Below are 25,907 nucleotides of genomic sequence, written 5' to 3' on the forward strand. Positions count from 1 at the left end.
TTCTGTAATTTTATTAGTTGATATCCTTTATTGCTCCATAGTCTTATAAAGCTTTTGTAGGTAACGCCAACGAGTAATAAAGAAATATAAAACTTGTATACATATAAATGAAATTAAAATAAAAATCGAGCTATTTAAAATAGAAAAACTAACTAATTGTTGCAGTGCCGTATACGCTACTACAGTATGAATCACCGCAACAGCAATCGGTAAGAAGAACATTAATAATAACTGTCTCGTTACAACTTTCTTTAGCTCCCGTTTACTTAACCCCATTTTCGAAATCATTTTATACTGCTGTTGATCACGATTCAAATCAGTATATAATCGAAAATAAATAAAACTAGCAGCAAATGTAAAGAAAACGATTCCGACTAAAACACTTGCCATAAGTAATAAACCATTCTTTTGCTTTGCCTCCAACAAGTTTAATGTTAAAGCTTCAAAGTAGAAATCTCTGTCCCTAAGATCTTTATCGAATATACTCTTTAATTGATTGGAAATCTCTTTCGTTTTTATCCAATCATCTACAACAAATCCGTAAGTACGATGTTGAATATCTTCATCCTCTGGATTACTCGTCAGAGGAATTTCATCATACACATGATCTTGAACAGCAATATAAATACTACTAGAATCATGTGGTAAAACTAAATTCTCTACAGTTTTCTTCACACGAAATGTCTTTGTCCAATCTCCTTGAATGACTTCAATACTTTTTTTGTAGTCACCATTTTTAAATTCTTGCTTTTGTGACACCCTCCCAGGGATTAGTAAAATTTCATCTTCTTTTTCAATCGTTTCATGTTGGTACCCGAGTGCTCTCGTAAGTTCGTTATATTCACTTAATTTCAATACATTTACGTTACTTTCTGTAAATTTACTTGAAGATGAAGCCATTCGATACGGAATATTTGCATCCAAGAGATGTTTTTTTATAATAGAGAGATGTTTATCTACCAATTTGTTGTTTTCAGAGCTTTCATACAGAAATGTATATGGGTTTGTCATCCACACTAAATTTCTATTACCAATAGCAGCTGTTGTACCAATAGCTGTAAAAGCAACTGCTGAAATAATAGATACAATAAAAAACATCGTTGCATTATCTTTCATACGGTAAATTAATTCAGAAAACGTTAATATATTTGTTCTTTTTAAAAAGAAAGATTCTCTCCTTTTAGCAAGATGTAATATATAAACGCTACACTGTGTATATAAAAAGTACGTTCCTATAATTACTAGTAAGACACCCATTCCAAGTGTAGTAAAACTGGAACTTGAAATAAAGCGAAATACTGAGAAATATCCATATCCTATACTAATTAAAGAAAGCAGTGATAATAAAATTGAAGATTTCGGTTCAGGTTTTGGTTTTTCCTCTGCTCGAATAAGTTCGACAAGTTCCGTTATTTTTACCATTTTAAATGTAAATAGTGAAACAATGAAAAATAAGAAAAGAAAAGTGATAACTGTTAATAATACAGCCTTCACTGGTGTATAAAAAGGCAAACCATTATTAATCATTAATACACTTGCGCTTATCAATAAAACTAGTTTAGAAAATATGAGTCCAATGAAAATCCCTATACAAATTGAACCAAGTCCAATCAACATATTTTCAATTAATAATAATTTCTTAAACTGTCTCATTGACATACCTTGCATCATTAATATGCCAAATTCTTTCTTACGAGTTTTTAAAAATGAACTAACTGAATATAAAATAAAGAAAAATGAAAATACAAAAATCAAACCTTGCGAAATTGTAAATCCCATCGTACCATATGCACTCATTGTTGCACTTGTTGATTTTAATTCCCCTTGTAAATCAGGATGAAATAATAAAAGAGCATACGTAAAGAAAACCATAATAGAAAATGTACTACTTAAAAAATGGGCAGCATATGTACGCTTATTACGAAAAATATTATTAAATGCGAACTGACGAAAAGTCATGCCTTTTCCCTCCTAACAAAGAAAGAACATCCATAATCTTTTGATAAAAGGCTTGTCTGCTTTCACCACAATAAATTTCGTTATATAGTTGACCATCTTTAATAAAGATTACTCGGCTGCAAAAGCTCGCTGCATACGGATCATGTGTAACTAACATCATCGTTGCTTTTTCTTCTTTATTAAGAGTATCAAGCATCTCCATTACATCATTTGAAGATTTAGAGTCCAAGTTCCCTGTTGGTTCATCTGCAAGTAATAATTGCGGCTTATGAACGATCGCACGAGCGATTGCTGTTCTTTGAGCTTGTCCCCCTGATATTTCAAATGTTCTTTTATTCAAGATATCTGTAATATTTAACTTCTCTGCAATCTCTTCCAATCGCTTGTTCATTTCTTGCACGGAAACACCATCTAAAGTCATCGGCAATACGATGTTTTCTTTTACAGTAAGTGTGCTAAGAAGATTAAATGATTGAAAAACAAATCCTAATTGTTTTCTGCGGAATAACGCTAAATCTTCTGATGATAATTGGAAAGGATTTGTGCCATTTATTAAAATTTCTCCCGATGATGGAGAATCAATAGTAGATACCATATTTAATAACGTTGTTTTTCCACTACCAGATGGCCCCATAATCCCTACAAATTCACCTTCTTGAATTGATAAATCAATATCAACTAATGCTTTATAAGGTACTTTCCCTTTATATACTTTACTAATACTTTTTGCATGTAAAATTTCCATGTATATTCTCCCTTCATTTGCACGTCTCATAACAGAGTGTAAATGAATTGTCTTACAGCTCATATTGATTCGTCTTTCATTTATCTTACACGCTTGTAAGATTTCTAAAAAAACTGATAATAAAACTTTTTTTAAACTGAAATTAACGCATAACTATCTTATAATAATTGTATAGTAGCAGGAAATACAAAGTATATGAAACCTTTATTATATAAATGAGAAAAGACCGATTGCTTTATCGGTCTTTTACTACCCAACGTTATATTTTTATCCACTCAGATCTTCTCAATATATAATGATTATATATTTGATTTTCTATCCTCTGTTGGCTCTTATAAATAAACCCACATTTTTCAATAACTTTATTTGATGCTACATTGTTAATTAAAGCAATTGCGTTAAGGACATTTAAATTTGTTTCTTTAAACAAAAAGTCAATTAAACCTTTAGTCGCTTTTGTAGCATAGCCATGATTTTGATGTTCATTTGAGATAGCATACATTATCTCTCTGTTTGGTGAAGGGAGTTCTTCTTTCATACCTGTGCAGCACCATCCAATAAATTCATTTGTGGTTTTCTTAAATATTCCTAGTCTTAATATGTGATCATCTATGTTAGTCGTAGTTCTCACTGCATGAAGAAACGCTTTATTTTCTGGTATTTCATAATTTACAACCCAATTAACCCTTTGTTCTTTCGTCGATTTCCAGTCCGGTAAAAACTTTTCTATTTCCGGTTGATTGGATATGTTATAAATACTCTCTGCATCTTTAGTGGAAAACTCTTGTAAGTAAATTTCACCACAATCTAGCCTAAATAACTTAGCGGAATTTTCTATTTCCATGACCATCCCCCATTGCCATCAACCTAAGCTTTTGAGATACCCCCATACCGAAATTTTCACCTTTTTACAGTTGTTTATGAGAATTCAGCTCATTTTTTCGTTTTCGGGAACAATCAATTTCTTAAGTTGATGGGTATGTGATAATGCATCCATTTGAACAAATTTTCCTTTTCCATACCGATCACACACCTTTTGTAGAGTAATAGTATCAGCATATCCCAGTTTAAGAAGCTGATTACGAAATTTTTAGAATTTTTTCGCGAGAATCCTCCGAAATGTAATACGGACTTTAAATATTTTCATTTATAATTCTCTATTTGTCTATACTTTTCATACCGCTGTTGTATAAGCTCTTCCGAGGATAATAGTATCAATTTTTTCAGAGATGATTCGATTACAGATTCAATCACTTTTGCCTGTGATTTTATATCATTTTGTGCTCCACCTTTAATTTCAGGAATGATTTCATCAATAATTCCTAAATGTTTTAAATCTTTTGCTGAAATTTTCATATGTTCAGCAGCTTCTGGAGCATACTTAGCGTCCTTCCATAGGATAGATGCTGCTCCTTCTGGCGAAATTACCGAGTACCATGAATACTCTAACATATGGATATGGTTACCGACACTAATGCCAAGAGCTCCACCACTTGATGCCTCTCCAATTACAATACAAACAATTGGCACTTTAAGTGTAGCCATTTCAAATAGATTTCGAGCTATCGCTTCAGAAATTCCACGTTCTTCAGACCCTTTCCCTGGATAGGCGCCTATTGTATCAATAAATGTAATAATAGGGCGATTAAATTTATCAGCTTGTTTCATAAGTCTTAGCGCTTTTCTATAACCTTCTGGATGTGCCATTCCAAAATTTCTTTCTATATTTTCCTTTGTATTTCTACCTCTTTGATGACCAATAACCGTAACGGGCATCCCTTTAAATTTTGCAATACCACCTATCATTGCTTTATCATCACCATATAATCGATCACCATGAAGTTCGAGAAAGTTTGTAAACAATAAAGGTATATAGTCCAATGTCGTGGGCCGGTTACGTAGCCTTGCAATTTGAACTCGTTGAAAAGGTGTAATATTAGAATGAATTTTATCTTGCATTTTATTTAAACGTTTTTCTAATACATGAATTTCTGGCGATAAATCTACATTATTTTCTTTCATAATTTTCTTTAATTCATCAAATTTCTCTTTTAATTCAATAATAGGACGTTCAAAATCCAAACTCATTTTACCCTCCAAATGTTATGATTTACCTCACTCTAATCAAAAGACTTAGAAATAGAATCAATAAATAATTCAAAACCATCCACAACTATTTTTTGTTCTGATTCTGATAAATTATTGAGAATACTTTGATAAAATGTAATGGATTGCTCTCTTAAGCAATTAACAGTTATGTGACCTTTTTCTGTGAGGTGCAGAAAAAGTTCTCTTCTATTTTTTTCATTTACTTCACGATAAATAAGCCCCTTTTTTACTAACTTATCTACCAATCTACTTACAGTTGAAGTCTCTAATCTAAGTTTATTGGATAGTTGCCAAACAGTTAATTTTTCCACCTCTAGTTCCTCTAACGCCATCATTTGAGAAGTTGGTAAAGGTTTTTCAAATGGCCCATTGGGCAAATTTTGAGATTCAAAAACCCCAGTTATTATAATCATTTTCTTAATATCTGTTCTTAGTTTTAAGGCATCTTCTCTTTTCAAATAGGTCACCCTCCTACAACTAATGTATCATACATCAATTGTATTATACATTAATATATTTTTTTCACAAGCTTAACGTAAGCCAATATTACAATAATGGTACGTTAAAAAAGCAAACGGAATACATCCAGCTTGATATGACACAAATGCTGTCTGGTCTAATCCCTGGTGAAACGATGGAAATCCCCGAGGCATACATTGGTCAAAATCAGAAACTTCCAGCACGTGTTATTATCCATCGTTTAACCGATGATCAAACGCAAATACGTCTGAAAAACCAAGAAATACGTTAAAAGAAGAAAGGCATTGTCATGAAGGATAAAAGTAAACGTTTAATGAGCATGAATGTATATATCACGAAAACGTCGCTAGAAGAAGTACCGACGAACTACGTGCATTCATTATATTCACTTCGTTGGCAGATTGAAATTTTGTTTAAAACGCGGAAGTCATTCTTTGAAATTGATGAATGTAAAAATATAAAAAGAGAACACCTAGAGTGTCATTTATATGGGCAACTCATAGGCATTCTCCTTTGTTCTTCTACAATGTTTCAAATGCGACAGTTTCTGCTTGAAAAGAAAAAGCAGGAACTGAGTGAATACAAAGCGATTTATATGATTAAAGATTACTTTCCTTTACTGTTTCAAGCGATAGCGGTTGGCACAGAAGAACTTTTAAAAATTCTGCATCGCCTTTATCAACTGCTCAAAAAGAACGGTCGTAAATGTCATAGACATAAGAATATGACCGTCTTTGATATTCTAGGGATTGTGTATAACACGACGGTGAAGCATAGACAAGCTGCCTAGCGAAAAATCACTTTTTAATAGGCTTCTTTAGCATGCCTACTTTTTTATCACTTACTAGTTTTGAAACAAGAAGCATTTCGTATCTAGTAATTTACTTGATTAGCTTGATGGGAATGTAACCATCCCCCTTAATCACGCTTACAAATACATTATAGTGCCTTAATCTGCTTCGTAAGTTCCATAAACCGTTCATCCAGTGCTTTATATTCTTTGTCGTTAGAAGTTAAAAAGCTTAATTTCCCTAATACTTCTTGTCTCTCTGTTTCTAACGTTAAACGTAGCTCTTCAATATCATCTCTTGTTTTCGTAGGTTCTTCTAGCTGCTTTTGTATCGTATTGTTTGAAAACACGAGTTTTATGTTAGTTGTTTTCTCCAGAAAATATCGATCGTGAGATACAATTACTAATGTTCCGTTATACTCAGCTAATGTATTTTCAAGTTGTTCACGTGAAGGTAGATCCAAGTGATTCGTCGGTTCGTCTAAAATGAGTACATCTTTTTCATCTAAAATATAAGCCATTAGCTTACATTTTACTCTTTCTCCCATACTCATATGCTCAATCGGCTCTTTCCATTGAGAAGCTTGGAACCCTAAATGTTTCATTAAATTTTGGACTTTTCCTCTTTCTTCAAACGTCTCTTTAAAAAATAAATTTTCTGGTGTTTTATCAAGCGGTAAATCAAAAACTTCTTGTGTTAAATAGCCGATGTTCGCAGATGGTGAAATCCATATTTCTCCTTCAGCATTTTCCGTTCCCATAATCATCTTCAGTAATGTTGTTTTCCCACTACCGTTTGGTCCAACAATCGCGACTTTCTCACCGTGCTGAATTGTAAAATTAACGTTTTCAAATAATACTTTCCCATGAAAGTCTTTTTTTAATTGCTTCACTTCTAAAAAACGTTTTCCTACTTTTTTGTTCGCTTGAATAGAAAACTCAACTGAATACTCTTCTTTCACACGTTCTACTTTCGCTTTCTCCAGCTCTTTTTCAAGTCGTTTTCGTTTTGACTTCACTTGTGCATCCATTCGCTTCGCTTTTACACGATAGAATTCTTTCACACCTTCTTGTTTTGTAGACTGCGCGTGTGCCTTTTGTGACCATGAACTCAATTCTTTTATATGTGTTTCTACTTGTTCTATCTTTTTTTGCTGCTTTTCATATTCACGCTGCTGCGACTTTCTTTTTTGCTCACGTGCTTTCATGTAGCTCGTATAATTACCACTATGCTCAATTAATTTTTTGTCCTCAATTGACCATATTTTTGTTGCGACAACATCTAAAAAATATCGATCATGCGATACAACGATAACTGTACCTTTCATGTTTTTTATTTGTTTAATGAGAAATCCCGTACTGATCTCATCTAAATGATTTGTCGGTTCGTCTAATATTAAGACATTAGGATTTTCAGCAAATCCTTTTGCTAATCGAATTTTCAGCTTTTCACCACCACTTAAAGTATGAAAATCGTTCGTTGGCACACCCCATTTCGCAAGAAGTTCTGCTTCTTTTGCAATTACATCATTACTAATAAAAGATTCTATTTCTTGCTCAACATATGCTGTTGTCATATTCATTTGCATCCATTCAACAGTACCTTTTGAAGGTTCAATCTTCCCATTTATTAATTGAAGTAACGTTGATTTACCAGCACCATTTTTACCGATTAATCCGATAACATCCCCTTGTTTTACTGTCACATTCATTTTCTCTAACAACATATTTTCTTTTATTTCAACATAAACATCATTTAATTTTAATAGTTCTTTCATAAATACCGATCCCTTTCATTAAGGGAGAATAAAAAATCCTCCCAAATAAATTTGGCAGGATTAGTCATTACATTATTTATACCCAAATAAGCTATTGCGCAATATAAATAGCAATACCGTTGTATGGAAATTGGGCAGACTAATCCTATTTTTTAGAAATTGAAATTTATTGAATTTCAACATTTAAAAATAAGATTAGTTAATCATCGTCCACCCATCATTCCTTTCCGTCGTTAATAACCATATTGTACCATACTAGTACTGTATGAGTAAATGCAATTATATGTGCTGTTAAAAAGATTGCTTTCTTTTAGGTTTATTTATCATTCCTTAACTTCATGTTGAATAAGCACAAGTTACATTGATTGTAATACGTCTTTTAGATTTCCCCAGTAGTAAACTTCTAAGCACTCTCTATTATATAAAGTGAAACTTTAATCAGTGGGGGTTTTCTTCACCCCCACTGATTATTAGTTGAACCAATCGGACTTTAATGGGCAGCCCGACCCCCACCTAATTTCTTTGCTTTCGCTGAATTTTGAGGTGGGGGTCTTACTGCCCATTAAAGCGGGATAAATTTTGTATAAAAACAATAAGTTGTTATTCATTATCCAATAACAACTTATTGTTTTTCGATAAATTTTTATTGATTATTCCCTTGTAATAAGCTATTATATCTTTACAGAAAATATTAATGTAAGGATTGAATTTATGGACAGGACATTAAAAATCACAAAGTTAAATATGTTTTTAAGGATTTTTCTCGTCCCGATTATAGTAGGGATAATTGTTGGTATACTAACTAAATTGGGGCAAGGTATACTTCCTGGACATTGGAATTCATTAGCTAATCTAGGAAGCGTTTGGTTAGTTCCATCCTTTTTTGTGGCTAGCTTTAGTTATTCTAAGCGTACAGCTATACTTTCTGGTATCCTTGCACTACTCGGTATGGTATTAGGCTACTATGGTTATGCAATAGTTATTAAAAATGTAGCTCACTCTATTTATTTTATATCCGTATGGATTGTATGTGCATGTATAGGAGGAACTATCTTTGGAGTTGCAGGTTTTCTATGGAAAGATACTACGGATCCACTTCATAAATTCGGAAGCGCGCTTATTAGTGGCGTTTTTGTAACGGATGGACTTCACATTCTTTTAAATTTTGAAGACTATAGTCACATGTTACCTGTTGGATATACCGAAGTCATAGTCGGGATTATCTTGATTCTTGTATTAGAACGCTCTAATGCTAATCGAATTTCTTCTTTCTTAATGATGGTTCCTATCACTATTTTAGGATTAATTGGATATAAATTATTAAGTTTGTTTACTTAATTAAAATTCATGAAGCTAGCTCTTTCAAAGGGCGAGCTTTTTTCTTACAAAAAACTATTTAAATATTAATAAATTATTAAAAACCTCTCATTTAACAGCCTTATTTATTATTATGTCATTACACATACTTACACGACCTTTTATTAGGATCATACCAGTCTTTTATATCATTTTATTTAATCCATATAAAGTAAGGCTAAAAAACTTATTTCAAAAGTTCTTTAGCCTGAGTCATTTTTACACATTTAAAATTTAATACGTACAACGGTACCTTTACCAACTTCTGAATGGATTTCTACACTATGTCCTAATTGCTTCGTAATTTCATGTACGAGATATAGCCCCATTCCAGTTGATTCTTTAAAATCTCTACCATTTTCTCCTGTAAAGAAAGGTTTAAACACTCTTGGTAAATCTTGCTTCGGTATTCCTACACCATTATCAGCAATTTCAAGTATAACATTATTACCTTCCTTACAAGCTTTCACTTTAATCTTCTCTCTACTACCAGATGAATATTTAATCGCATTCGATAGTATTTGTCCAATTAAAAATTGTAACCATTTCGCATCACTTTCTACTGTAATGTCCTTATCAATTTCAAGCTCTGGATATACAAAATTCCGGATAAAGAACCGTTTATGCTCATGTACCGAATCATTCACTATTTTATATAGTTGTACTCTTTCTACATAAAAATCTTGTGTAAATGCTTCTAAACGTGCGACATACAGAGCCATTTCTAATCCCTTTTTTAATCGATCAGTTTCCTCATTTATACTTTCAAAACGTGAATCTACTTCATCCTGTGTAATTAATTCTATTACAGATAAAGGTGTTTTCATTTGATGAATCCACTGATTCATAAAGGTTAAATGGTCATTATTTTTTCTCTCTTGCATTTGCAGCTGATTTTGATAATGTCGATATTGCACCTCAAGTAGTTCTTGAAGAGCAGCCGATACAGCTGCAAAATCAGATTTTTGAACAGATTCATCCAAAGATTGCATCGGGTTTGCTAAGCGCTCATAAAAAGAACGATGTGTAAAATAACGAAACACTAAATAACTTCCCATAAAGAAAACACCTAGAAACATTGCATATAACGCCGTTGTAATATGATTATGCCCATCAAACCAATATACGAGAAATATAGCTAGTAGTTGAATTATAGTAAAGCAAATAAGTGGTATATGATCACGTATAAACAACCTTATCATTTTTCTATACCAGTATCCCAAGTAATATGCAATCTATATCCAACACTACGAATCGTTTCAATCGCACCTTCTATATGTAACGTTTGTAACTTTTTACGCACACGTGTTGTATTTACACTTAATGTATTATCATCAACATAAGATTCGCTATCCCATAATTTATTTAACAACACTTCCCTACTCACAACACGCGGATAATTTTTCATTAATGTCTCTAATAAAATAGCTTCGTTTCTCGTTATATCAATCTCTTCGTTTCTAAGTTTCAATACAAGTCTTTCAGGATATAAACAAAGGCCTTGTTGCTCAATCATTCGCTCTTCTAGTTTCGGTGCATAATCTCCATATGCACGTCTTAAATGACTACGAATTTTCGCCACTACAACTTCATAATGAAAAGGCTTCGGAATAAAATCATCGCCACCGTTTTCTAACGCCATAACTTGATCCATCGTACCTTCACGAGCCGAAATGAATAGTATCGGACATGTAGAAACACCACGAATTTGACGACACCAAAAGTAACCATCAAAACTCGGTAAATTAATATCTAATAAAACTAACTCTGGTTGTTCATCTAAAAAAATGTCTAATACATTTTGAAAGTCCGATACAATAACTCCTTGATAACCATATTTCGCAACATATGTTGATAATAGTTCTGCAATTTTCATATCGTCTTCTACAATCATAATTTTGACCATTATTGAACTCCTTTTTAATCCACAATCTCAAATATACTTATATAAAATAAATACTACCTCTTTTCACAAAATCCGTAAATTAAAAAAAGGATGCTTTTATACAAAAGTATCCTTTTTCGTCCCTTATCTATTTAATATGAAATTTACTAAAAGTAAATCCTAGTTTCTCCACATAATCCATCCCTAATTCCATACGCGCCGTTTTCAACGGATCCACAACTTGGCAAACTTTTAAATTACCTGCTGCCGATAATAAAAGAGTTGCATCAGCTTTAGACACTGCTAATTCTTCATGTAAAAATGTTACCATATTATGTACAGCACGACTTGCTGCATCATCTAACAATTTCTCTGAAGCAATCGTCATCATTTTTCCTTTTTGAATAGCCATTGGTAACGGCCATTTCTTTTCTTTTATAATTTGAACTGTCACCGTTACCTCACCAGCAACCTCTACACCACTAACACCAATTTCACCATCACCCATCGCTGCGTGTAAATCACCTAACGCTAATAGTGCTCCTGGGACATTAACTGGTAGTAGTAATGTTGTTCCTTCTTTAATCTCTTTACAGTCCATATTCCCGCCGTGATCATGCGGTGTGCCACATGAAATGCTCTCTTCTTTCGGTGCAGTACCAATTACCCCAATCATTGGATTAATCGGGATTTGTAGTTCACTTGAAAACAAAACATGTTCATTATGTATTGGGACAATTTTCACTGTATTTTCATTTAACTCATCACCTATTACACCAAGGTTTGCACCTGTAGTCAAAACGCCCTGCTCTGCAATTTTAATCTTTTCAATTGTTACGGCTAATATATCGCCAGGTTCTGCTCCTTTAACATATACAGGTCCAGTGGCTGGATTAATTCGGTTCCAATCTAATTTTTGAAACACAACATCTTCAGAATCGATTTGATTTTCAAAGCAATCATATGTTTCAAATACAAGACTGCTCCCAATTTCCACTTCCATACAAGGCTTATTTTCTGGTGACATTGAGTAAATAATATGGTCTTTATGAATTCGATACATAATACCTCTCCCTTTTATATTTATCTACTATTACTAATTAGCTCTTTTTATACAAGCTCCTCTTAAAATTAAATGTTATTTTTATGTAAAAAAGCACGCAGATTGTTTTATAACATACACTCTTTACTATAACAGAAAGGTGGTATCACTATGCCCCTTATTCCATACAACGAAAGTGATGTTGATTTACTAGCTCGATTAATTCGTGCTGAAGCTGAAGGCGAAGGTCGCCAAGGTGAGGAGTTAGTTGGATGCGTTGTAGTAAACCGTGTATTTTGTGATTGCTTAGATTTTAAACAACTCCGTACCGTACGAGACGCTGTATATCAAAGCCCCGGCGGATTTGAAGCAGTACAATATGGATATTTTTATCAACGCGCTCGTGAATCAGAAAAAGAAATCGCACGAAAAGTTTTACAAGGTCAATGGCGCTGGCCTGCACGATGGGCTCTTTGGTATTTCCGTCCAGTCGGAGCTTGTCCACCTGAATGGTATAATCAGCCATTTGTAGGACAGTTTAAAAGCCATTGTTTTTATGAGCCAAGTGGTGATGAATGTCCGAAAATGTATTCACGATAGTAAAAAAGAAAACACCGAAAGTACCTGCTTTTATATATACTTTCGGTGTTTTCTTTTTATTCAAGTAATCTAATAGTAAGATAAAATATTTAACTCCTATAACATTTTATTAATCGAATATTCAACATGTACTGAAGTTTCTTAGACTAATAGAAACCAAATGGTATATAAGAGATTATCACTAAATAACAACTTTTAGTTTTAATGTATATATTTGTTTATAAAAAAATGATAAACTAATTTACGCATTGGAAAAATTTTATAATGATAAAAAGGGGATCACTATGAAATTACTACGTTTATTTCTCATTCTAACTCTTGTTGTATTATTAAGCGCATGTGGTAATACAGCAGTAAAAGTCACCAAGGTTCAAAAAAACGGCGAAACAACTTTAAACATTGGCTCCCTGAAAGGGTATTACGATGTACAAACGATCAAAACTGAACAAGGAAATGTACAATTTCCTTTTGATGCAACCGTTGAAGAGGGTACAATTTTATTACAAATCACTAAAGACGATAAGGTCATTTACGAAGAAGAAGTCACTTCTCAAAAAGAAGGTTTACTTTCTTTTGAAGCACCAAAATCTGGATTTTATAATTTAATTGTACGCGTAAAGAACGAAAAAGAAAAAGCAAAAGGTATACAAATACATACAAAACTATAAAAAAAACGGCAAGCGAATTCTAGCTTGCCGTTTTTATTTCTAACTCAATTTTCATAATATATACTTATCGATTAAACGAATTGTTTTGTGTATACTTCATCTTTATTTACATTCTATATTTAGACATTATTCTTAAAAAATCTTCTAAAATAAAAATTAAGTTATGATTTCCGGAATTTTAGTTTAATTACCTAAAAAATTCTTTATCGCTTCTAATTGAATTTTATGACTACACTCATCACAACAATATACCCCGTTTGGTTTCTCTTTAAATCGCTTATATTTTTCACTGCCTTCGTAAACACGAAATATATTCTTACAAGAAAAGCAAACAATCTCATAAAACATCATATGCATTTTCCTCTCCTTGTTTATACACTTTTTTAATCACTTGTGAGAAGGTCATTTTTCTACAGTATAAATTTTAATATCCTTTGACTAAAAGGTTTACCTCTATTCTTATCGAATTATATTAATATCTTATAACGCGAGGTGAACATCTTGTTCAGTAATATAGAATTAGTTTTAGATGCTAAAGCAAGTTTAGCTGAAGGACCATGTTGGGATGGAAAAAAGCAACTTTTATATTGGGTTGATATTATGGAGAGAAAATTATGCATATACAATCCTACCGCTAATACGAACCGAGTAATTGCTCTCAATCAACAAATTGGCTGTGTTGTTCCATATTTAGAGGATGTACTACTCTTAGCTATGGAAAAAGGCTTTTATTCTATTAATGTAAATACCGAAAAACTGACACATATTTTTGACCCTGAACCACATTTAATAGAAAATCGTTTCAATGATGGAAAATGTGATCCAGCTGGTCGTTTCTGGGCAGGTTCTACAGATACATACGGTATGAATGCTGCAGGTTCCTTATATTGTTTACATCATAATTTGAGTGTAGAGAAAAAAGTTTCACATGTAAATACTTCAAACGGAATCGCTTGGTCACCTGATCATACATACCTTTACTTTATAGATACACCTACTAAAAAAGTGGTTCGCTATCAATATAATATACGTACTGGAGAAATTCATAATCCAAGTGATGTAATCATTTTCTCTGAAAATGATGGTCTACCTGATGGTATGACAATTGACGAAGAAGGTTGTTTATGGATTGCACATTGGGGAGGTTCAAAAATAACTAGATGGAATCCCTCTACTGGAGAACAAATATTAAGTATTCCAATTCCTGCGTTATATGTAACATCATGTACATTTGGTGGGCCTAACTTAACTGATTTATATGTTACAACAGCCAGAACAAGAATGACGGATGACGAATTAAAAGAGTATCCACATGCTGGTGGTATTTTTCGAATTCAAACAAATGTTAAAGGCTGTCCCACCTATTCATTTTGTAATAAAAATATTGGAGCTGAAACAATGTGAACCGTATCGATTACATAAGACAAGAAGAAAAGAAATATCACGACCTTTGCTATGAACAATATAAACTATTTGAAATTGGCTCTTGGCTGTACAAACCGGTTAAAACAGTTATGGACTTGATGGATCACTTTGAAGGACAAAACAATTTGCAAGTACTTGATCTTAGCTCTGGCGTTGGGAGAAATAGCATTCCAATTGCAAAAAAATAAAAAATACTAGCGGCACTGTTACATGTGTTGATTTACTTAATTCCGCTTTAACAAAACTACAAATTTATAGCAAAGAACATGATGTATTCGAGGTTATAAAAACAGAAGAAGCAGCAATTGAAAACTATCATATTGACTCTAACGCTTATGATTATATCGTTGCAGTATCAAGTTTAGAACATGTCAAATCAGAAGAAGATTTTAAAAACGTGCTTCATTCTATGAAAAAAGGGACAAAAAACGGCGGTATTAATTGTTTGATTATTAACTCTAACATACAAGAAATTGATTTAAAAACGAATGAAGAATTAGAAGCTTTAATTGAAATTAATCTCCCAACCGAAGAAATAATACGTCTATTAAAAAGCATTTATAAAGGATGGAAAGAAGTAAAAGTTGAAATAAAAGAATTAGCTTATAATATAGTTCGTAATGAAAGACACATTCAATTAAAAACAAATGCTATAACGTTTGTAGTTCAAAAATAATCGTATAATAAAGATATGATTATTTCTCTCAGATTTATTTTTATTGCACGAAATTTGCAACTATAAATATTTATGAAACAAAAAATAAAAGAGCACTTGTTTCCGCAAGTGCTCTTTTTGGGGATTTTGAGATATCCTATTAAAGAAAGTTAAGGTTACTTAAAGTTAATAGGTACTTCTATTATATGCTTGTCCTTTTTATTTGTGCATAATCAATATATAAACATCTTTAATCATTCTTAATAACTTTTAATTATAGTTCTCTCTTACATTTTATCGTAACAAAATTGATTGAAGGTTTATTTACCACGTTCTTATTTGGTTCATCAATTTCCGAAACTTGTACTAATCCATATTGATTAAAATCTCGTTTTATAGATTCAGAATCATAGAAGAACATTTTTACGCCTTCCATTATTTCATAATAGTCTTGCTCCAGCTGTTTTCCTTTTCCGTACATTGGGGCTTTTTGAGAAACAGTTGTAAAAACCATATATCCGCCTGGTTTTAACTGATTATAACAATCTTCAATAAATTTCTCTCTTTCCTGTTCATTCAACAAATGAAGAAGTGCATGACTAAATATCCCATCATACAGTTCGTTATTAAAAGGCATCTCATTTACCGAACCGTGATAGATACTAATATCTTCTAGTCCATTTTGCTTTGCTAAATCAATGGCTGTTTTTGAAATTTCAATACCTGTTACATTTATACCATTATCGATAAAAACCTTTGCATTTCTTCCATATCCAATACCCGGAATTAATATGTCTTTAACGTTCTTTTCAAGAAAAAAATCTTTTGTCAAAATTGCAGATTCTGTAGATTCAAATCCCCACATCGTTTGTTTTTCGATAAAACTTGATTCCCAAAATTCCATTATGTATCTATCTCCTTATTTTCAATCCATTTTTAGTATCACATTAAAAACTTATAAATTTTAACGCTGCGTCTACCTATGCCAAATTAATTTTTTACCACATTCACTATAAGTCCATTGAATATAGCACAATTATAAGCCTATATCTATTATAATGATTGGTTTAAAATCCACCCTATTTTATTAATCCTTACGCTTGTAGAAAAATAAAAAAGCCAATACTTCCGTTATAGTATTGGCTTTTTCTCACGAGAAATTATCTTTTTATATTGTACCGATCTAATACTTTTTCTAACATTTCTAAAGTTATTGGTTGTGCTTCTTTTATTAATTGATAACCAATACGACCATTCGGTTCCGCTGTAACTTGCTGTAAACTCTTTACATCATGGATTCCTTTTTCTCTTAATTGCATATATAGTTGTTGCTCCGACATTTTTGCCTGCATCAAATTCTCTTTTACAATCTCTCCGTTTTCAACAATTATAATGCTACTTCCATTTAGAAATTGTTCCACCTTCCTTGATTTCAATTCAAAGAAATGAATGATAAGTAGTATGCTTGCAAATATGATAGCCGCAAATATAGATGGGACTACTTTTCTACTTAATACAGGTTCCACAATAATACGGCCGATTGATACAACTATAATGATTTCAGCTCTTGTCATTTGGCTGACAGATGCACTACCTGTCATTTTTAAAACAATTATTCCAGTAAAAGTTAATATAATACTTTCCAAAATTATATTCATAATAACCCAATCCTTTAATGGTGTATTTTACTATCATTCCCATTAAAGTTGTGTTTTACTTACCTATTAAGTTGTTAAACCCTTCAGACCATGATGGAAATAAAGGTATCCAACCATACTCTTTACGCGCCTTATTATTGGAAGCTCCTCTTTCCCAACTATCTTTCCCATCTTGAACTTTAGGCTTAGGTGCCCCTATCGCTGCTGCATATATTGGTAACCATTCTTTACTAGTTGCTGGATAATTATCTACAATATTTACGATTCCTGAAGGCCAATTAAGGGCTAGCATAGTAGCTCTTGCAGCATCTTCGACATGTATAAACGAGATTATCCCATCTGATGCAATAATCTCATTATTACGAACTTGATTTGCTATTAATCCGTTTTCCGCATACCATGTTCCTGGTCCGTATAATGTGCCATAACGAAGTATTACCGATTCAGGTAACTCAGTAACAGCTTCTTCTAATTTCAATATGCCATTAACAGTGACTTGTCGAGGCATGGAAGCAGTAATATGTAGTGAATCTTTTTCAGTCGCAAATGTATCCCCTGGTTCATACGCCCATGAAATACTTTGAGCGATTATTTTCTGTACCCCTACATTTTTAGCTGCATCGACAAGGTTACGAGTGCCTTTTGTTCTAATTTTTGCATTATCCTCAAAATCCCATGAAGATAATGACGTTAATTGATGAATAACTACATCGGGATTTGTTTCTTCTAATACAGAAAATACAGCCTTTCTATTAAATACATCAGCTATTACTGGTATGGCACCAACCTTTTTCATTGCTCCTACTTGCGAAGTATTACGGATCATCGCAAAAACTGTATGCCCATTTTTTATTAACATTGGCAATAAAGAACGTCCTATTACACCCGTTGCACCTGCTACAAATATTTTCATATATGTTCCTCCTCATTTAGTAATCATAAATGTGACGAAACATTTGTAAGGTATGTGACAAATATTTGCTCATTTTTTTCGTTATTCATATGAAACCTATACTTTTAATGTTTTAATTATCCCTAAACTCAATTCATCAAAGCATTGTATGAGTGAAGTATAATGTATTTCATGTTGAAAGATCTCTTCTATAAATGGTGTTTTTCCTATTTCTTCAAAAAACCAATCTGCATGCTTTTGATAATCGTATCCATCACTTGATCCAATGATTTGCAATTCTTTCTGATAAAAGTTAGCAGTTAATGTTAGTTCTTCTATATTACCATCAGATAATATACATATTTTACCATTAATTTTAAGAGCTTTTTGCAAAGTATGGAACCCACTATTTGTAGCAGAACATTCGAAACCATAATTATATGTTTCTATTATTTTCTCTTCTGAATCATATATGTTTTTCGGACCAAACTTCTTTGCAAAATCTCTTCTATTTTTATTAGGCTCAACAACATCCACGTGCTCAATGCCTACATAGTATTTTAAGAAATAACAAGCGAACAAACCAATAACTCCCATTCCAGTTATAAGTACTTTTTCATCATGTCGCGGGTTTAGTTTCAATACTCCTTTAGCAGCATCACATGAAAGAATGGATAATAAAGCAACTTTAGGTTGTATAGAACTAGGCACTCGAATTACTTTATGTACCTTAACTATCCCTATCGTTTCATGTCCATAAAAAGAAACTACTTTATCACCTACGTTTACATGTGTTACTTGATTACCAACTTGAATTACTTCACCATAACTTTCATATCCAGTTTTTCTTGGATAAAAAGGATGCGGATCTGTAACATCGGATCCATTATACTGTGGTAACTCGGCCCCAATGCTTATCGATCCTGCGATTGTTTTAACGATAATTTCATCGTCCTGTATGTCCTTAATTTCATTTGTTTCCCACTCAAGTTGTTTAGGCCCTTTTACAATTAACTTATATTGTTCCATTTATATCCTCTCTTTTTATAAAGATGTTATAAGTAATATTGTTATCCATCTAGATTTCGACTAAATTTATTTACCTAATAGATGATAAATTACCCTTGCCCACGTTTATACCTTTAATGCTCCTGTACCTTTCTGTTCAGCGTCTAATACTTTAAGATTACTATTCTGATAACATTTTAAGAAAAGTTGTTGCCGCCCAAATGAAATACGCAAGTTGCGTCACGATATACATCGTAATTTCAAAACCTGTAAGCTTTCTTTCCCTTTTTATTTTCTTTAAATATTTATAAAAACAAAATGAACATAAGATCAGTAAAACAATAGACATTTGATATAGATTATCCACTAAAAGAACTGCCATTTATTTCATCACCTTTCCAATAGAAAGCGGGCTATAGTTCAAGCATGCTATGAAAAAGGAATTAATTACCATGTGGTCCAGAGCAAATATTACCCAATTAAAACCAGTCACCTTTTTGAATTTATTCAATACAATGTTATGTAATCGACTACACACGATATAATAGGAGATTACTTTCTTTCACTGCAAATGCTTAGGAGGAAGTTGTACATGCAATTGATTCATAACATAAGAAAGGCATTTAATAACCTATGTAACTACGATACGTTCAATTTAATACACACTATTCAATCATTAAATATTTCACTTCATAAAATAGCTCCTTTTATTACTTCACCAGTTAATCTTGAATACGGAAGGAACGTTATCTATCAGTCTGAATTTGTAGAGATTTTAGTATTAAATTTCCCCAGCAAAGCAAAGACCTTTGTGCACGATCATGGAATATCTGTAGGATGTATACTAATAGTCAATGGTACGTTACAAAATATAACGTACGAAAATAATAGCGAGCGGATTGAAGAGTTTACAGAGGGAAATATTTTCACAGTAAAAAAAGATACTGTGCATAAAATGTATAATGCTACAGATTCAGCAGTAATAACTTTCCACGTATATTCCCCACCATTAAAAGATGTCCAAATATATGAATAGTCTTTAGAAGGAGGAAATATGCAAAATTTGAAAGATTACTATATAAAGAGCTTACAAAATGGTCGTAACGTTTGGCTCTATGGTCAAAAAGTAGATGTAACTACAGACAAACATTTTGCAGGAACATTAAGTACCATTTCTAATTTATTTACATTGTTTGATGATCCAATACGAAGAGATTCTGTTGGATATGTTAGTCCAAAAACGAAAGAATTTGTTCATACAGCCTTTTTAGTTCCGAATTCCTATAACGAATTATTAATGAGGAGAACCGCTTTTGAAACGTGGAGTTATGCTACAGACGGTGTAATGAGTAGACTATCTGATTACGCAAGATCGAGACTTACTGGCTGGTACGTATCAAAATATTTTTATAAAAAATTCGATGCACAGTTTCCAGATAAAATTACATCTTATTATGAAGAAGCGAGAGATAATCACTTATTCTTAAGCGTAGTTCAACGTGATCCACAAATAAATCGATCTACAGAATCAATGTTGAATACAAACGACTTAGGATTACTAAGAGTTACGAAAAAAACTTCTGATGGAATTTATTTAAGTGGTGCTAAAATGATTGGTACTGCTTCTCCTTATTCAAATGATTTATTAATCTATCCATTAGCAAAACTGACTGATACTCAAAAAGATTTAGCTCACTTTCTCATTGTGGCAGCCAATTCCCCTGGATTACATATGGTTTGTAGAGAACCATTTGCGAATACACATTCAATTACAGTTGATTCCCCTCTTAGCTCACAGTACGATGAAATGGATGCACTATTAATCTTTGATAATGTATTTGTACCATGGGAACGTGTCTTACTGTATAACAACCCTGAAGCTTTATGGGCAATAAAGTCAGATGTAGCTTCTAGTAGTTTAGCTTATCACCAAGCAATTGTACGATTAATAGTAAAGCTAGAATTTATAACTGCAATTGCTTGTGAAATTGCTGAAGCGATCGGTGCTACTACTTATTTGCATGTTCAAGAGAAGCTTGGGGAATTAATTATGCAAATCGACACAATTCGCGCACTTTTAATTGCTGCTGAAGTTGAAGGTACTACAAATGAAACGAAAACTTATTTGCCGAATTTTAAATATATCGAAACTGCAAGGAATCTTGGTTCCAAATATTATCCCCGTGCAATAGAAATTTTACAATTAATTGGAGCAGGTGGGTTCATTCAACTTCCTTCGAGCTCAAATGACTTCCAGAGTCCTATAGCTGATTTATTGAAAAAGTACTTTAAAGGAACGAATATAGATGCCGAACAACGCACAAAATTATTTAAGTTGGCCTGGGATATCATTGGAAGTCCATTAGGATCTAGACACGAATTGTATGAAAGATTTTATGCCGGAGATCCAATACGAAATACAGCTACGCAATATGTAAATTATGATAAAAATCATTTTAAAAAGATGCTAAGTAAATATTTACATTAATGAAAAAGAGCACTCTTTTCTAAGAGCGCTCTTAAAAAACATATAGTTATTCAGTTACATATATAGTTGCTCCGTCCACAACTGCTACTTTTCTCTGTAATGGTTTCATTTTATTCACCTTTAGTTTTCTTCTTATACATGATCCTTATCATATTTTCTCGTATAGGCTTCCCCATTCTGAGTAACTAATTTTAATGCAATTTCACCACAAACTCCATGTGGTATTTCAAATTCACCTTGTGCATTTGAAATACTACGCATCTTACTTTCAATTGAATCTTCATAAATTTTCACATTAGTTATAGGTTCGTTATTTTGATCTACAATAATACCTCTTGAATACTTTGCAACTGCTATGCATTGATTCTCTTTTTTATATTTAGCCACAACCATTACACCAACTACTATAGCGCTACATACAAACAAGAGAATGATTTTTCGCCTCAAAACCAAACAAACCTCCTAATTCAAATTATTCTTTTCTAAACTGAAAATTAAACTGTCTTAATTGCTTGATTTCCCCAATTACTTTACGAATACCTTCTTCAATCTTATCTTCTTTTACATTCGAAACATTTAACTTTAACAGTTTTTCTTTAGGGAAATTCCTCATATAATTCTTATCAATAGTATCGACACTTATTTGCATGTCACCTAATTTTTGTATAAGTGTTTCTGTAACTATGTTTTTCTGCATTTCTAAACAGGTGTGTATTCCAAATGTGTTTTGTCTATTATATGTAAATAATGATGGATCTTCATTTTGCACTTTTTCTAATGTTTCTGCTAGTTTTATTGATCTATTATAGTAGGAAGAATTAATTTTACTTTTATGACGTTCAAACATACCGCTCTTTATATAAATTTCTAAAGCCGCTTGAGAAATCATCGGACTATCAATATCTAGTATCTTTTTGTATGTATAGAACGCATTTGCAATGGATGGTGAAATGACCGCAACTCCAACCCGTAAACCTGGAAAAATAATCTTCGAATAACTTTTCAAATATATGACATGACTACAATTATCCAAGCTATATAATGGATCTGCTTTTGAATCAGTTTCTAAATCTGCTAAATAATCATCTTCCACTATAAATACATTGTATTTCTTAGCCAATAGTGTGATTTTTTCTTTCTCATCTTTAGAATAAGACGTTCCAAGCGGATGATGATATCTCGGTATCGTATAGAAGAATTTTATTTTTCCGGTTTGAAATATTTGCTCCAATTCATTCAAATCGATACCTTCATTCGTACGTTTAATACCGATTACAGGAACTTTATTTATTTCTAGATAATCAATATATAGATGATATGTTGGTTGTTCAATTAATACAGTTTCATTTCCATTCGGAAATGGTATAGAAGTTAATATAGCAAGTGCCTGCTGAACACCTGATGTTATAAAAATATTTTCTTCTTTTGTAAAGACTTGATAATTTGCTAGTTGTTTTTGAATAACTGGTATTAAAGATGGTAAGCCTTTTGGCGTTCCATATACAAACAAATCATTTTTATACGTATCAATAGCCTTATTAATACAATGTTGAAAATCTAAATACGGAAAAACATCTGGATCTGGTGCTGAGGAGGCAAAATCAATTATCTCGTTATTTTCTATAGTACTCTCTGATTTTTTAACAACGTAGTATCCACTTTGAGGGACAGAATATATAATGTGACGCTTTTCTAATTCATGAAGAGCACGTATAACTGTTGCCTTATTACATTCATATTGCGTAACGAGTGACCGTATAGACGGTAATTTCTTTCCTTCTCTTATTTCTCCATTTTGAATCATATTTTCTATGTCGTTTAAAATATGTAAATACTTATACATCTTACACCTCCTTCAGTAATTCTATATTTAATTATATCGATTTTTCATTCATATAGCATTCATTCCTCAATTAGTTAATTTTCCGATCATCTATATCGTAAATCCCAATAGCATATGAATCATTTTCAATCCATTTCTTTACTTCTTCTGTTTTAAGTACCCCTTCAACTTCTTTTTCTATTTTCTGTCCAAGTTCTCTCGCCCCTACTTCATCATCACTAATCTTAGTTTTTATATCAATGGTAACAGGTTGATTCTTTTTATAATTTATTTGCTGAATACTAAATCCTTCATATCCATTCTTTCTCAATACGTCATCAAATATCTGTCCGAAAACTAACTGCCATCTTTGTTCTGCATTTACAATCTCCTTGTTTCTTTGAGATATATTTACTTTATAGGACATAATGCCTTGAATTTGCAATCTTTTATTAATTTCTTTTTTTATTTCGTTAGCATTTTCGCTATCAGCAATCTCTAAATCTACTATTCTTGCTTTTTCATCCCATATAGCAGCACTAAAAAAAGATTCCTCCTTTACCGCTACTGTAGCAATATCCATCACTATAGAATCTTCACTTTTAGCATCTTCAATCTCATTCTCACAGGCACATAATAAAGCAAATGGAATTAAAAATACAAGTACCTTTGTTCCCTTTCTCATGTAGCACCCCTCCACACATTTTCATTTACGATAAACTTTTTACTTTGACATATAAATACCTTCTATAATTATTAAATTTAACATTATTTCACATTTTCCCCACTTAACAAGGGAATTACAATTAATAAATAGAATATCTCTATGAATAAATAAAAAGTGAGGGATATATAATGCAACGTGTAAATACGATTGATATTAGTAATGTACTACAATTGGAAAAAACTCTTTCGACTTTATTAAATAAGATGATTTCTTCAAAACTAGACCTTGAAAATTGGTTAAAAGAGCAGTCAAAAGTAATTTGGGAAATCGAAGAACAATTAAGATCACATTACATCGCCTTTCAATGTAATACGGATGATGAAGGAATAAAGGATACTTTTGAACATGATCAACAATTTGTAAAGCCACTTTTAAAGCGGTACCAAAATTTATTGGATAATAAATATTTAGAGTCACCTTTTCGAATGGAATTAGATTCTAACGTATATGGTTTGTTAGATGCAAAAATAAAAAATGCTCAAAAGTTATTTTGTGAGGAAAATATCGAATTAGAAATACAGGAAGACAAATTAGTCACAGAGTACTTTGAAATCACTGGAGGATTAAGTGGAATTTGGGACGGAGAAGAAAAAACGATAACAGAATTACAATCCTATTTACAAGATTCGAATCGTGACATCCGTAAAAAGGCAAAAACTATTATTTCTGAACAATTTTTATCTGTTGAAAAAGAACTCCAAAACATATTAAATCAATTAATTGAAATTCGCCATCAAAAAGCAAAAAATATTCAACTAGAGAATTATCGCGATTATATGTTCAAAAAATACGAGCGTTTTGATTATTCAGCGAAAGATTGCTATGAACTAGCCGAATCCATACGTAAATATGTTGTGCCTCTTAAAGATAAAATAATGCTAGAGAAAAAAGAAAAACTGCAAGTTGATACGCTTCGCCCGTGGGATGTATCAGCTGTAACTCCAGATCAAAAAGTACTTAAACCTATTGCAAATGAAAATGATTTAATTGAAAAGAGCACTCATATCTTTAATAAACTAGATGTTGAATTTTCAGCACTATTAAACCGAATGTATAAACACAATTGTCTTGATTTAACAAGCCGCAAAGGAAAAGCAGCTGGTGGCTTTTGTGAGTACTTACCAGCTTCACAATTATCTTATATTTTTATGAACTTAAATTATACACAAGATGATATTATCACTTTTATACATGAAATAGGTCATAGTATTCATAACGAACTCATAAAACCATTAAAATTACGACAGTATATAGAAATTCCAGCTGAAACAGCTGAACTAGCCAGTATGACAATGGAGTTATTCTCGCTTAATTATTGGGATACCTTCTATACAGACAAAAAAGATTTAAAACAAGCAAAAATTAACTTCTTTAAAGATGTTATTTCATATTTACCTATTATGCTTATTGTAGATCAATTTCAACACTGGCTGTATGAAAATCCAATTCATACTTCTGAAGAAAGAAATGAAAAATACTTACAACTTCAAAAACATTATCAATCTAGCGTCATACATATTGATGGCTACGAAAACTGGATAGCAACGAGTTGGTTACCTGTACTCCATATTTTTGAAGTACCATTTTATTATATTGAATACGCGATTGCCCAACTTGGGGCATTACAAATGTATAAACAATATAAAGAGGATCCTAAGCAAGCGCTAGAAAATTATAAAAAGGCATTATCACTAGGAAGCTCGCAATCTATAAAAGAAGTATATGATGCAGCCGGTATTCGTTTTGATTTCTCTGGTGAAACCATTAAAGAACTAATGCTATTTGTAGAAAAAGAATTAGAATTACTTGAGCAATTATAA

25 protein-coding genes and 2 pseudogenes are annotated in these 25,907 nt (G+C 32.1%); 9 read left to right on the forward strand and 18 right to left on the reverse strand.

Features of this window, described 5'->3' with window-relative positions:
- Positions 1-27 precede the first annotated feature (27 nt).
- From HMAS_RS11655 to HMAS_RS11675, 5 genes are all read right to left on the reverse strand, one after another.
- Complete coding sequence (locus HMAS_RS11655) at positions 28-1,959, reverse strand: ABC transporter permease (protein ID WP_025709566.1); 1,932 nt, start codon at positions 1,957-1,959, stop codon at positions 28-30.
- Positions 1,934-2,704: an ABC transporter ATP-binding protein gene (locus tag HMAS_RS11660; protein WP_000404282.1), complete on the reverse strand. Its 771-nt coding sequence runs from the start codon at positions 2,702-2,704 to the stop codon at positions 1,934-1,936. The genes HMAS_RS11655 and HMAS_RS11660 overlap by 26 nt, the downstream gene beginning before the upstream one ends.
- 259 nt (positions 2,705-2,963) lie before the next feature.
- Positions 2,964-3,548, reverse strand: a complete 585-nt coding sequence (locus HMAS_RS11665; protein WP_000402112.1) for a GNAT family N-acetyltransferase — start codon at positions 3,546-3,548, stop codon at positions 2,964-2,966.
- Positions 3,549-3,847: 299 nt separating this feature from the next.
- Complete coding sequence (locus tag HMAS_RS11670) at positions 3,848-4,792, reverse strand: acetyl-CoA carboxylase carboxyltransferase subunit alpha (protein ID WP_000050722.1); 945 nt, start codon at positions 4,790-4,792, stop codon at positions 3,848-3,850.
- A gap of 32 nt (positions 4,793-4,824) precedes the next feature.
- Complete coding sequence (locus HMAS_RS11675) at positions 4,825-5,271, reverse strand: MarR family winged helix-turn-helix transcriptional regulator (protein ID WP_016122572.1); 447 nt, start codon at positions 5,269-5,271, stop codon at positions 4,825-4,827.
- Positions 5,272-5,354: 83 nt separating this feature from the next.
- Between HMAS_RS11675 and HMAS_RS11680 the strand changes: the two are divergent.
- Positions 5,355-6,083, forward strand: a pseudogene (locus HMAS_RS11680) (transposase); the annotation flags it as partial.
- A 149-nt stretch (positions 6,084-6,232) separates the two neighbouring features.
- Here HMAS_RS11680 and abc-f read toward each other — a convergent pair.
- Positions 6,233-7,861 carry a ribosomal protection-like ABC-F family protein gene (abc-f, locus tag HMAS_RS11685; RefSeq protein ID WP_025709568.1) on the reverse strand — a complete coding sequence of 543 codons (1,629 nt, stop codon included), beginning with the start codon at positions 7,859-7,861 and terminating at the stop codon, positions 6,233-6,235.
- Between the two features lie 711 nt (positions 7,862-8,572).
- Between abc-f and HMAS_RS11690 the strand changes: the two genes are divergently transcribed.
- On the forward strand, positions 8,573-9,199 hold the full coding sequence (locus HMAS_RS11690) for a DUF6518 family protein (protein WP_000376271.1): 627 nt from the start codon (positions 8,573-8,575) through the stop codon (positions 9,197-9,199).
- A gap of 245 nt (positions 9,200-9,444) precedes the next feature.
- On the opposite strand, the gene HMAS_RS11695 is transcribed toward HMAS_RS11690, so the two are convergent.
- From HMAS_RS11695 to HMAS_RS11705, 3 genes are all read right to left on the reverse strand, one after another.
- The gene (locus tag HMAS_RS11695) at positions 9,445-10,419 is read right to left on the reverse strand and encodes a sensor histidine kinase (RefSeq protein WP_002164532.1); all 975 of its coding nucleotides are present in this window, start codon (positions 10,417-10,419) and stop codon (positions 9,445-9,447) included.
- Positions 10,416-11,123, reverse strand: coding sequence for a response regulator transcription factor (locus HMAS_RS11700; protein WP_000239007.1), 708 nt, complete (start codon positions 11,121-11,123; stop codon positions 10,416-10,418). Before HMAS_RS11700 ends, HMAS_RS11695 begins: the two co-directional genes overlap by 4 nt.
- A gap of 127 nt (positions 11,124-11,250) precedes the next feature.
- A complete protein-coding gene (locus HMAS_RS11705) occupies positions 11,251-12,165 on the reverse strand; it encodes an acetamidase/formamidase family protein (protein ID WP_116344839.1) in 915 nt (304 codons plus the stop codon).
- A gap of 150 nt (positions 12,166-12,315) precedes the next feature.
- Here HMAS_RS11705 and HMAS_RS11710 point away from each other — a divergent pair, with 150 nt between their 5' ends.
- Positions 12,316-12,744 carry a cell wall hydrolase gene (locus HMAS_RS11710; protein WP_001128402.1) on the forward strand — a complete coding sequence of 143 codons (429 nt, stop codon included), beginning with the start codon at positions 12,316-12,318 and terminating at the stop codon, positions 12,742-12,744.
- A 284-nt stretch (positions 12,745-13,028) separates the two neighbouring features.
- Positions 13,029-13,412: a hypothetical protein gene (locus HMAS_RS11715; RefSeq protein ID WP_025709569.1), complete on the forward strand. Its 384-nt coding sequence runs from the start codon at positions 13,029-13,031 to the stop codon at positions 13,410-13,412.
- 183 nt (positions 13,413-13,595) lie between these two features.
- On the opposite strand, the gene HMAS_RS11720 is transcribed toward HMAS_RS11715, so the two are convergent.
- Positions 13,596-13,769 carry a DUF2197 domain-containing protein gene (locus HMAS_RS11720; protein ID WP_033695149.1) on the reverse strand — a complete coding sequence of 58 codons (174 nt, stop codon included), beginning with the start codon at positions 13,767-13,769 and terminating at the stop codon, positions 13,596-13,598.
- A gap of 144 nt (positions 13,770-13,913) precedes the next feature.
- Here HMAS_RS11720 and HMAS_RS11725 point away from each other — a divergent pair, with 144 nt between their 5' ends.
- Both HMAS_RS11725 and HMAS_RS11730 read left to right on the forward strand, forming a co-directional pair.
- Positions 13,914-14,816, forward strand: coding sequence for an SMP-30/gluconolactonase/LRE family protein (locus HMAS_RS11725; RefSeq protein WP_025709570.1), 903 nt, complete (start codon positions 13,914-13,916; stop codon positions 14,814-14,816).
- Positions 14,813-15,513: pseudogene (locus HMAS_RS11730) on the forward strand (class I SAM-dependent methyltransferase). The gene HMAS_RS11725 and the pseudogene HMAS_RS11730 overlap by 4 nt, the downstream one beginning before the upstream one ends.
- A 253-nt stretch (positions 15,514-15,766) precedes the next feature.
- Here the strand turns inward: HMAS_RS11730 and HMAS_RS11735 are convergent.
- The 5 genes from HMAS_RS11735 to HMAS_RS11755 form a co-directional block, all read right to left on the reverse strand.
- On the reverse strand, positions 15,767-16,396 hold the full coding sequence (locus tag HMAS_RS11735) for a class I SAM-dependent methyltransferase (protein ID WP_046392711.1): 630 nt from the start codon (positions 16,394-16,396) through the stop codon (positions 15,767-15,769).
- 256 nt (positions 16,397-16,652) lie between these two features.
- The gene (locus HMAS_RS11740) at positions 16,653-17,150 is read right to left on the reverse strand and encodes a DUF421 domain-containing protein (RefSeq protein ID WP_001021411.1); all 498 of its coding nucleotides are present in this window, start codon (positions 17,148-17,150) and stop codon (positions 16,653-16,655) included.
- 55 nt (positions 17,151-17,205) lie between these two features.
- Positions 17,206-18,063, reverse strand: a complete 858-nt coding sequence (locus HMAS_RS11745; RefSeq protein WP_000689438.1) for an NAD-dependent epimerase/dehydratase family protein — start codon at positions 18,061-18,063, stop codon at positions 17,206-17,208.
- 96 nt (positions 18,064-18,159) lie between these two features.
- Positions 18,160-19,071, reverse strand: coding sequence for a zinc-dependent alcohol dehydrogenase (locus tag HMAS_RS11750; RefSeq protein ID WP_000438851.1), 912 nt, complete (start codon positions 19,069-19,071; stop codon positions 18,160-18,162).
- Positions 19,072-19,231: 160 nt separating this feature from the next.
- Positions 19,232-19,432, reverse strand: a complete 201-nt coding sequence (locus HMAS_RS11755; RefSeq protein ID WP_000279688.1) for a hypothetical protein — start codon at positions 19,430-19,432, stop codon at positions 19,232-19,234.
- A gap of 210 nt (positions 19,433-19,642) precedes the next feature.
- Here HMAS_RS11755 and HMAS_RS11760 point away from each other — a divergent pair, with 210 nt between their 5' ends.
- Complete coding sequence (locus HMAS_RS11760; RefSeq protein WP_001176009.1) at positions 19,643-20,086, forward strand: cysteine dioxygenase; 444 nt, start codon at positions 19,643-19,645, stop codon at positions 20,084-20,086.
- 18 nt (positions 20,087-20,104) lie between these two features.
- Positions 20,105-21,538 carry a 4-hydroxyphenylacetate 3-hydroxylase family protein gene (locus HMAS_RS11765; protein WP_116344840.1) on the forward strand — a complete coding sequence of 478 codons (1,434 nt, stop codon included), beginning with the start codon at positions 20,105-20,107 and terminating at the stop codon, positions 21,536-21,538.
- Between the two features lie 132 nt (positions 21,539-21,670).
- On the opposite strand, the gene HMAS_RS11770 is transcribed toward HMAS_RS11765, so the two are convergent.
- The 3 genes from HMAS_RS11770 to HMAS_RS11780 form a co-directional block, all read right to left on the reverse strand.
- Positions 21,671-21,985, reverse strand: a complete 315-nt coding sequence (locus HMAS_RS11770; RefSeq protein ID WP_025709572.1) for a hypothetical protein — start codon at positions 21,983-21,985, stop codon at positions 21,671-21,673.
- A gap of 25 nt (positions 21,986-22,010) precedes the next feature.
- Positions 22,011-23,381 carry a PLP-dependent aminotransferase family protein gene (locus HMAS_RS11775; RefSeq protein WP_000280123.1) on the reverse strand — a complete coding sequence of 457 codons (1,371 nt, stop codon included), beginning with the start codon at positions 23,379-23,381 and terminating at the stop codon, positions 22,011-22,013.
- Positions 23,382-23,451: 70 nt separating this feature from the next.
- Positions 23,452-24,045 (reverse strand): DUF4030 domain-containing protein, encoded by a 594-nt coding sequence (locus HMAS_RS11780; RefSeq protein ID WP_025709573.1) that lies wholly within the window; start codon positions 24,043-24,045, stop codon positions 23,452-23,454.
- A 170-nt stretch (positions 24,046-24,215) separates the two neighbouring features.
- Here HMAS_RS11780 and HMAS_RS11785 point away from each other — a divergent pair, with 170 nt between their 5' ends.
- The gene (locus HMAS_RS11785) at positions 24,216-25,907 is read left to right on the forward strand and encodes a M3 family oligoendopeptidase (protein WP_001190037.1); all 1,692 of its coding nucleotides are present in this window, start codon (positions 24,216-24,218) and stop codon (positions 25,905-25,907) included.

This window comes from Bacillus sp. HMA207 (assembly GCF_003402455.1).
GTDB lineage: Bacteria > Bacillota > Bacilli > Bacillales > Bacillaceae_G > Bacillus_A > Bacillus_A cereus.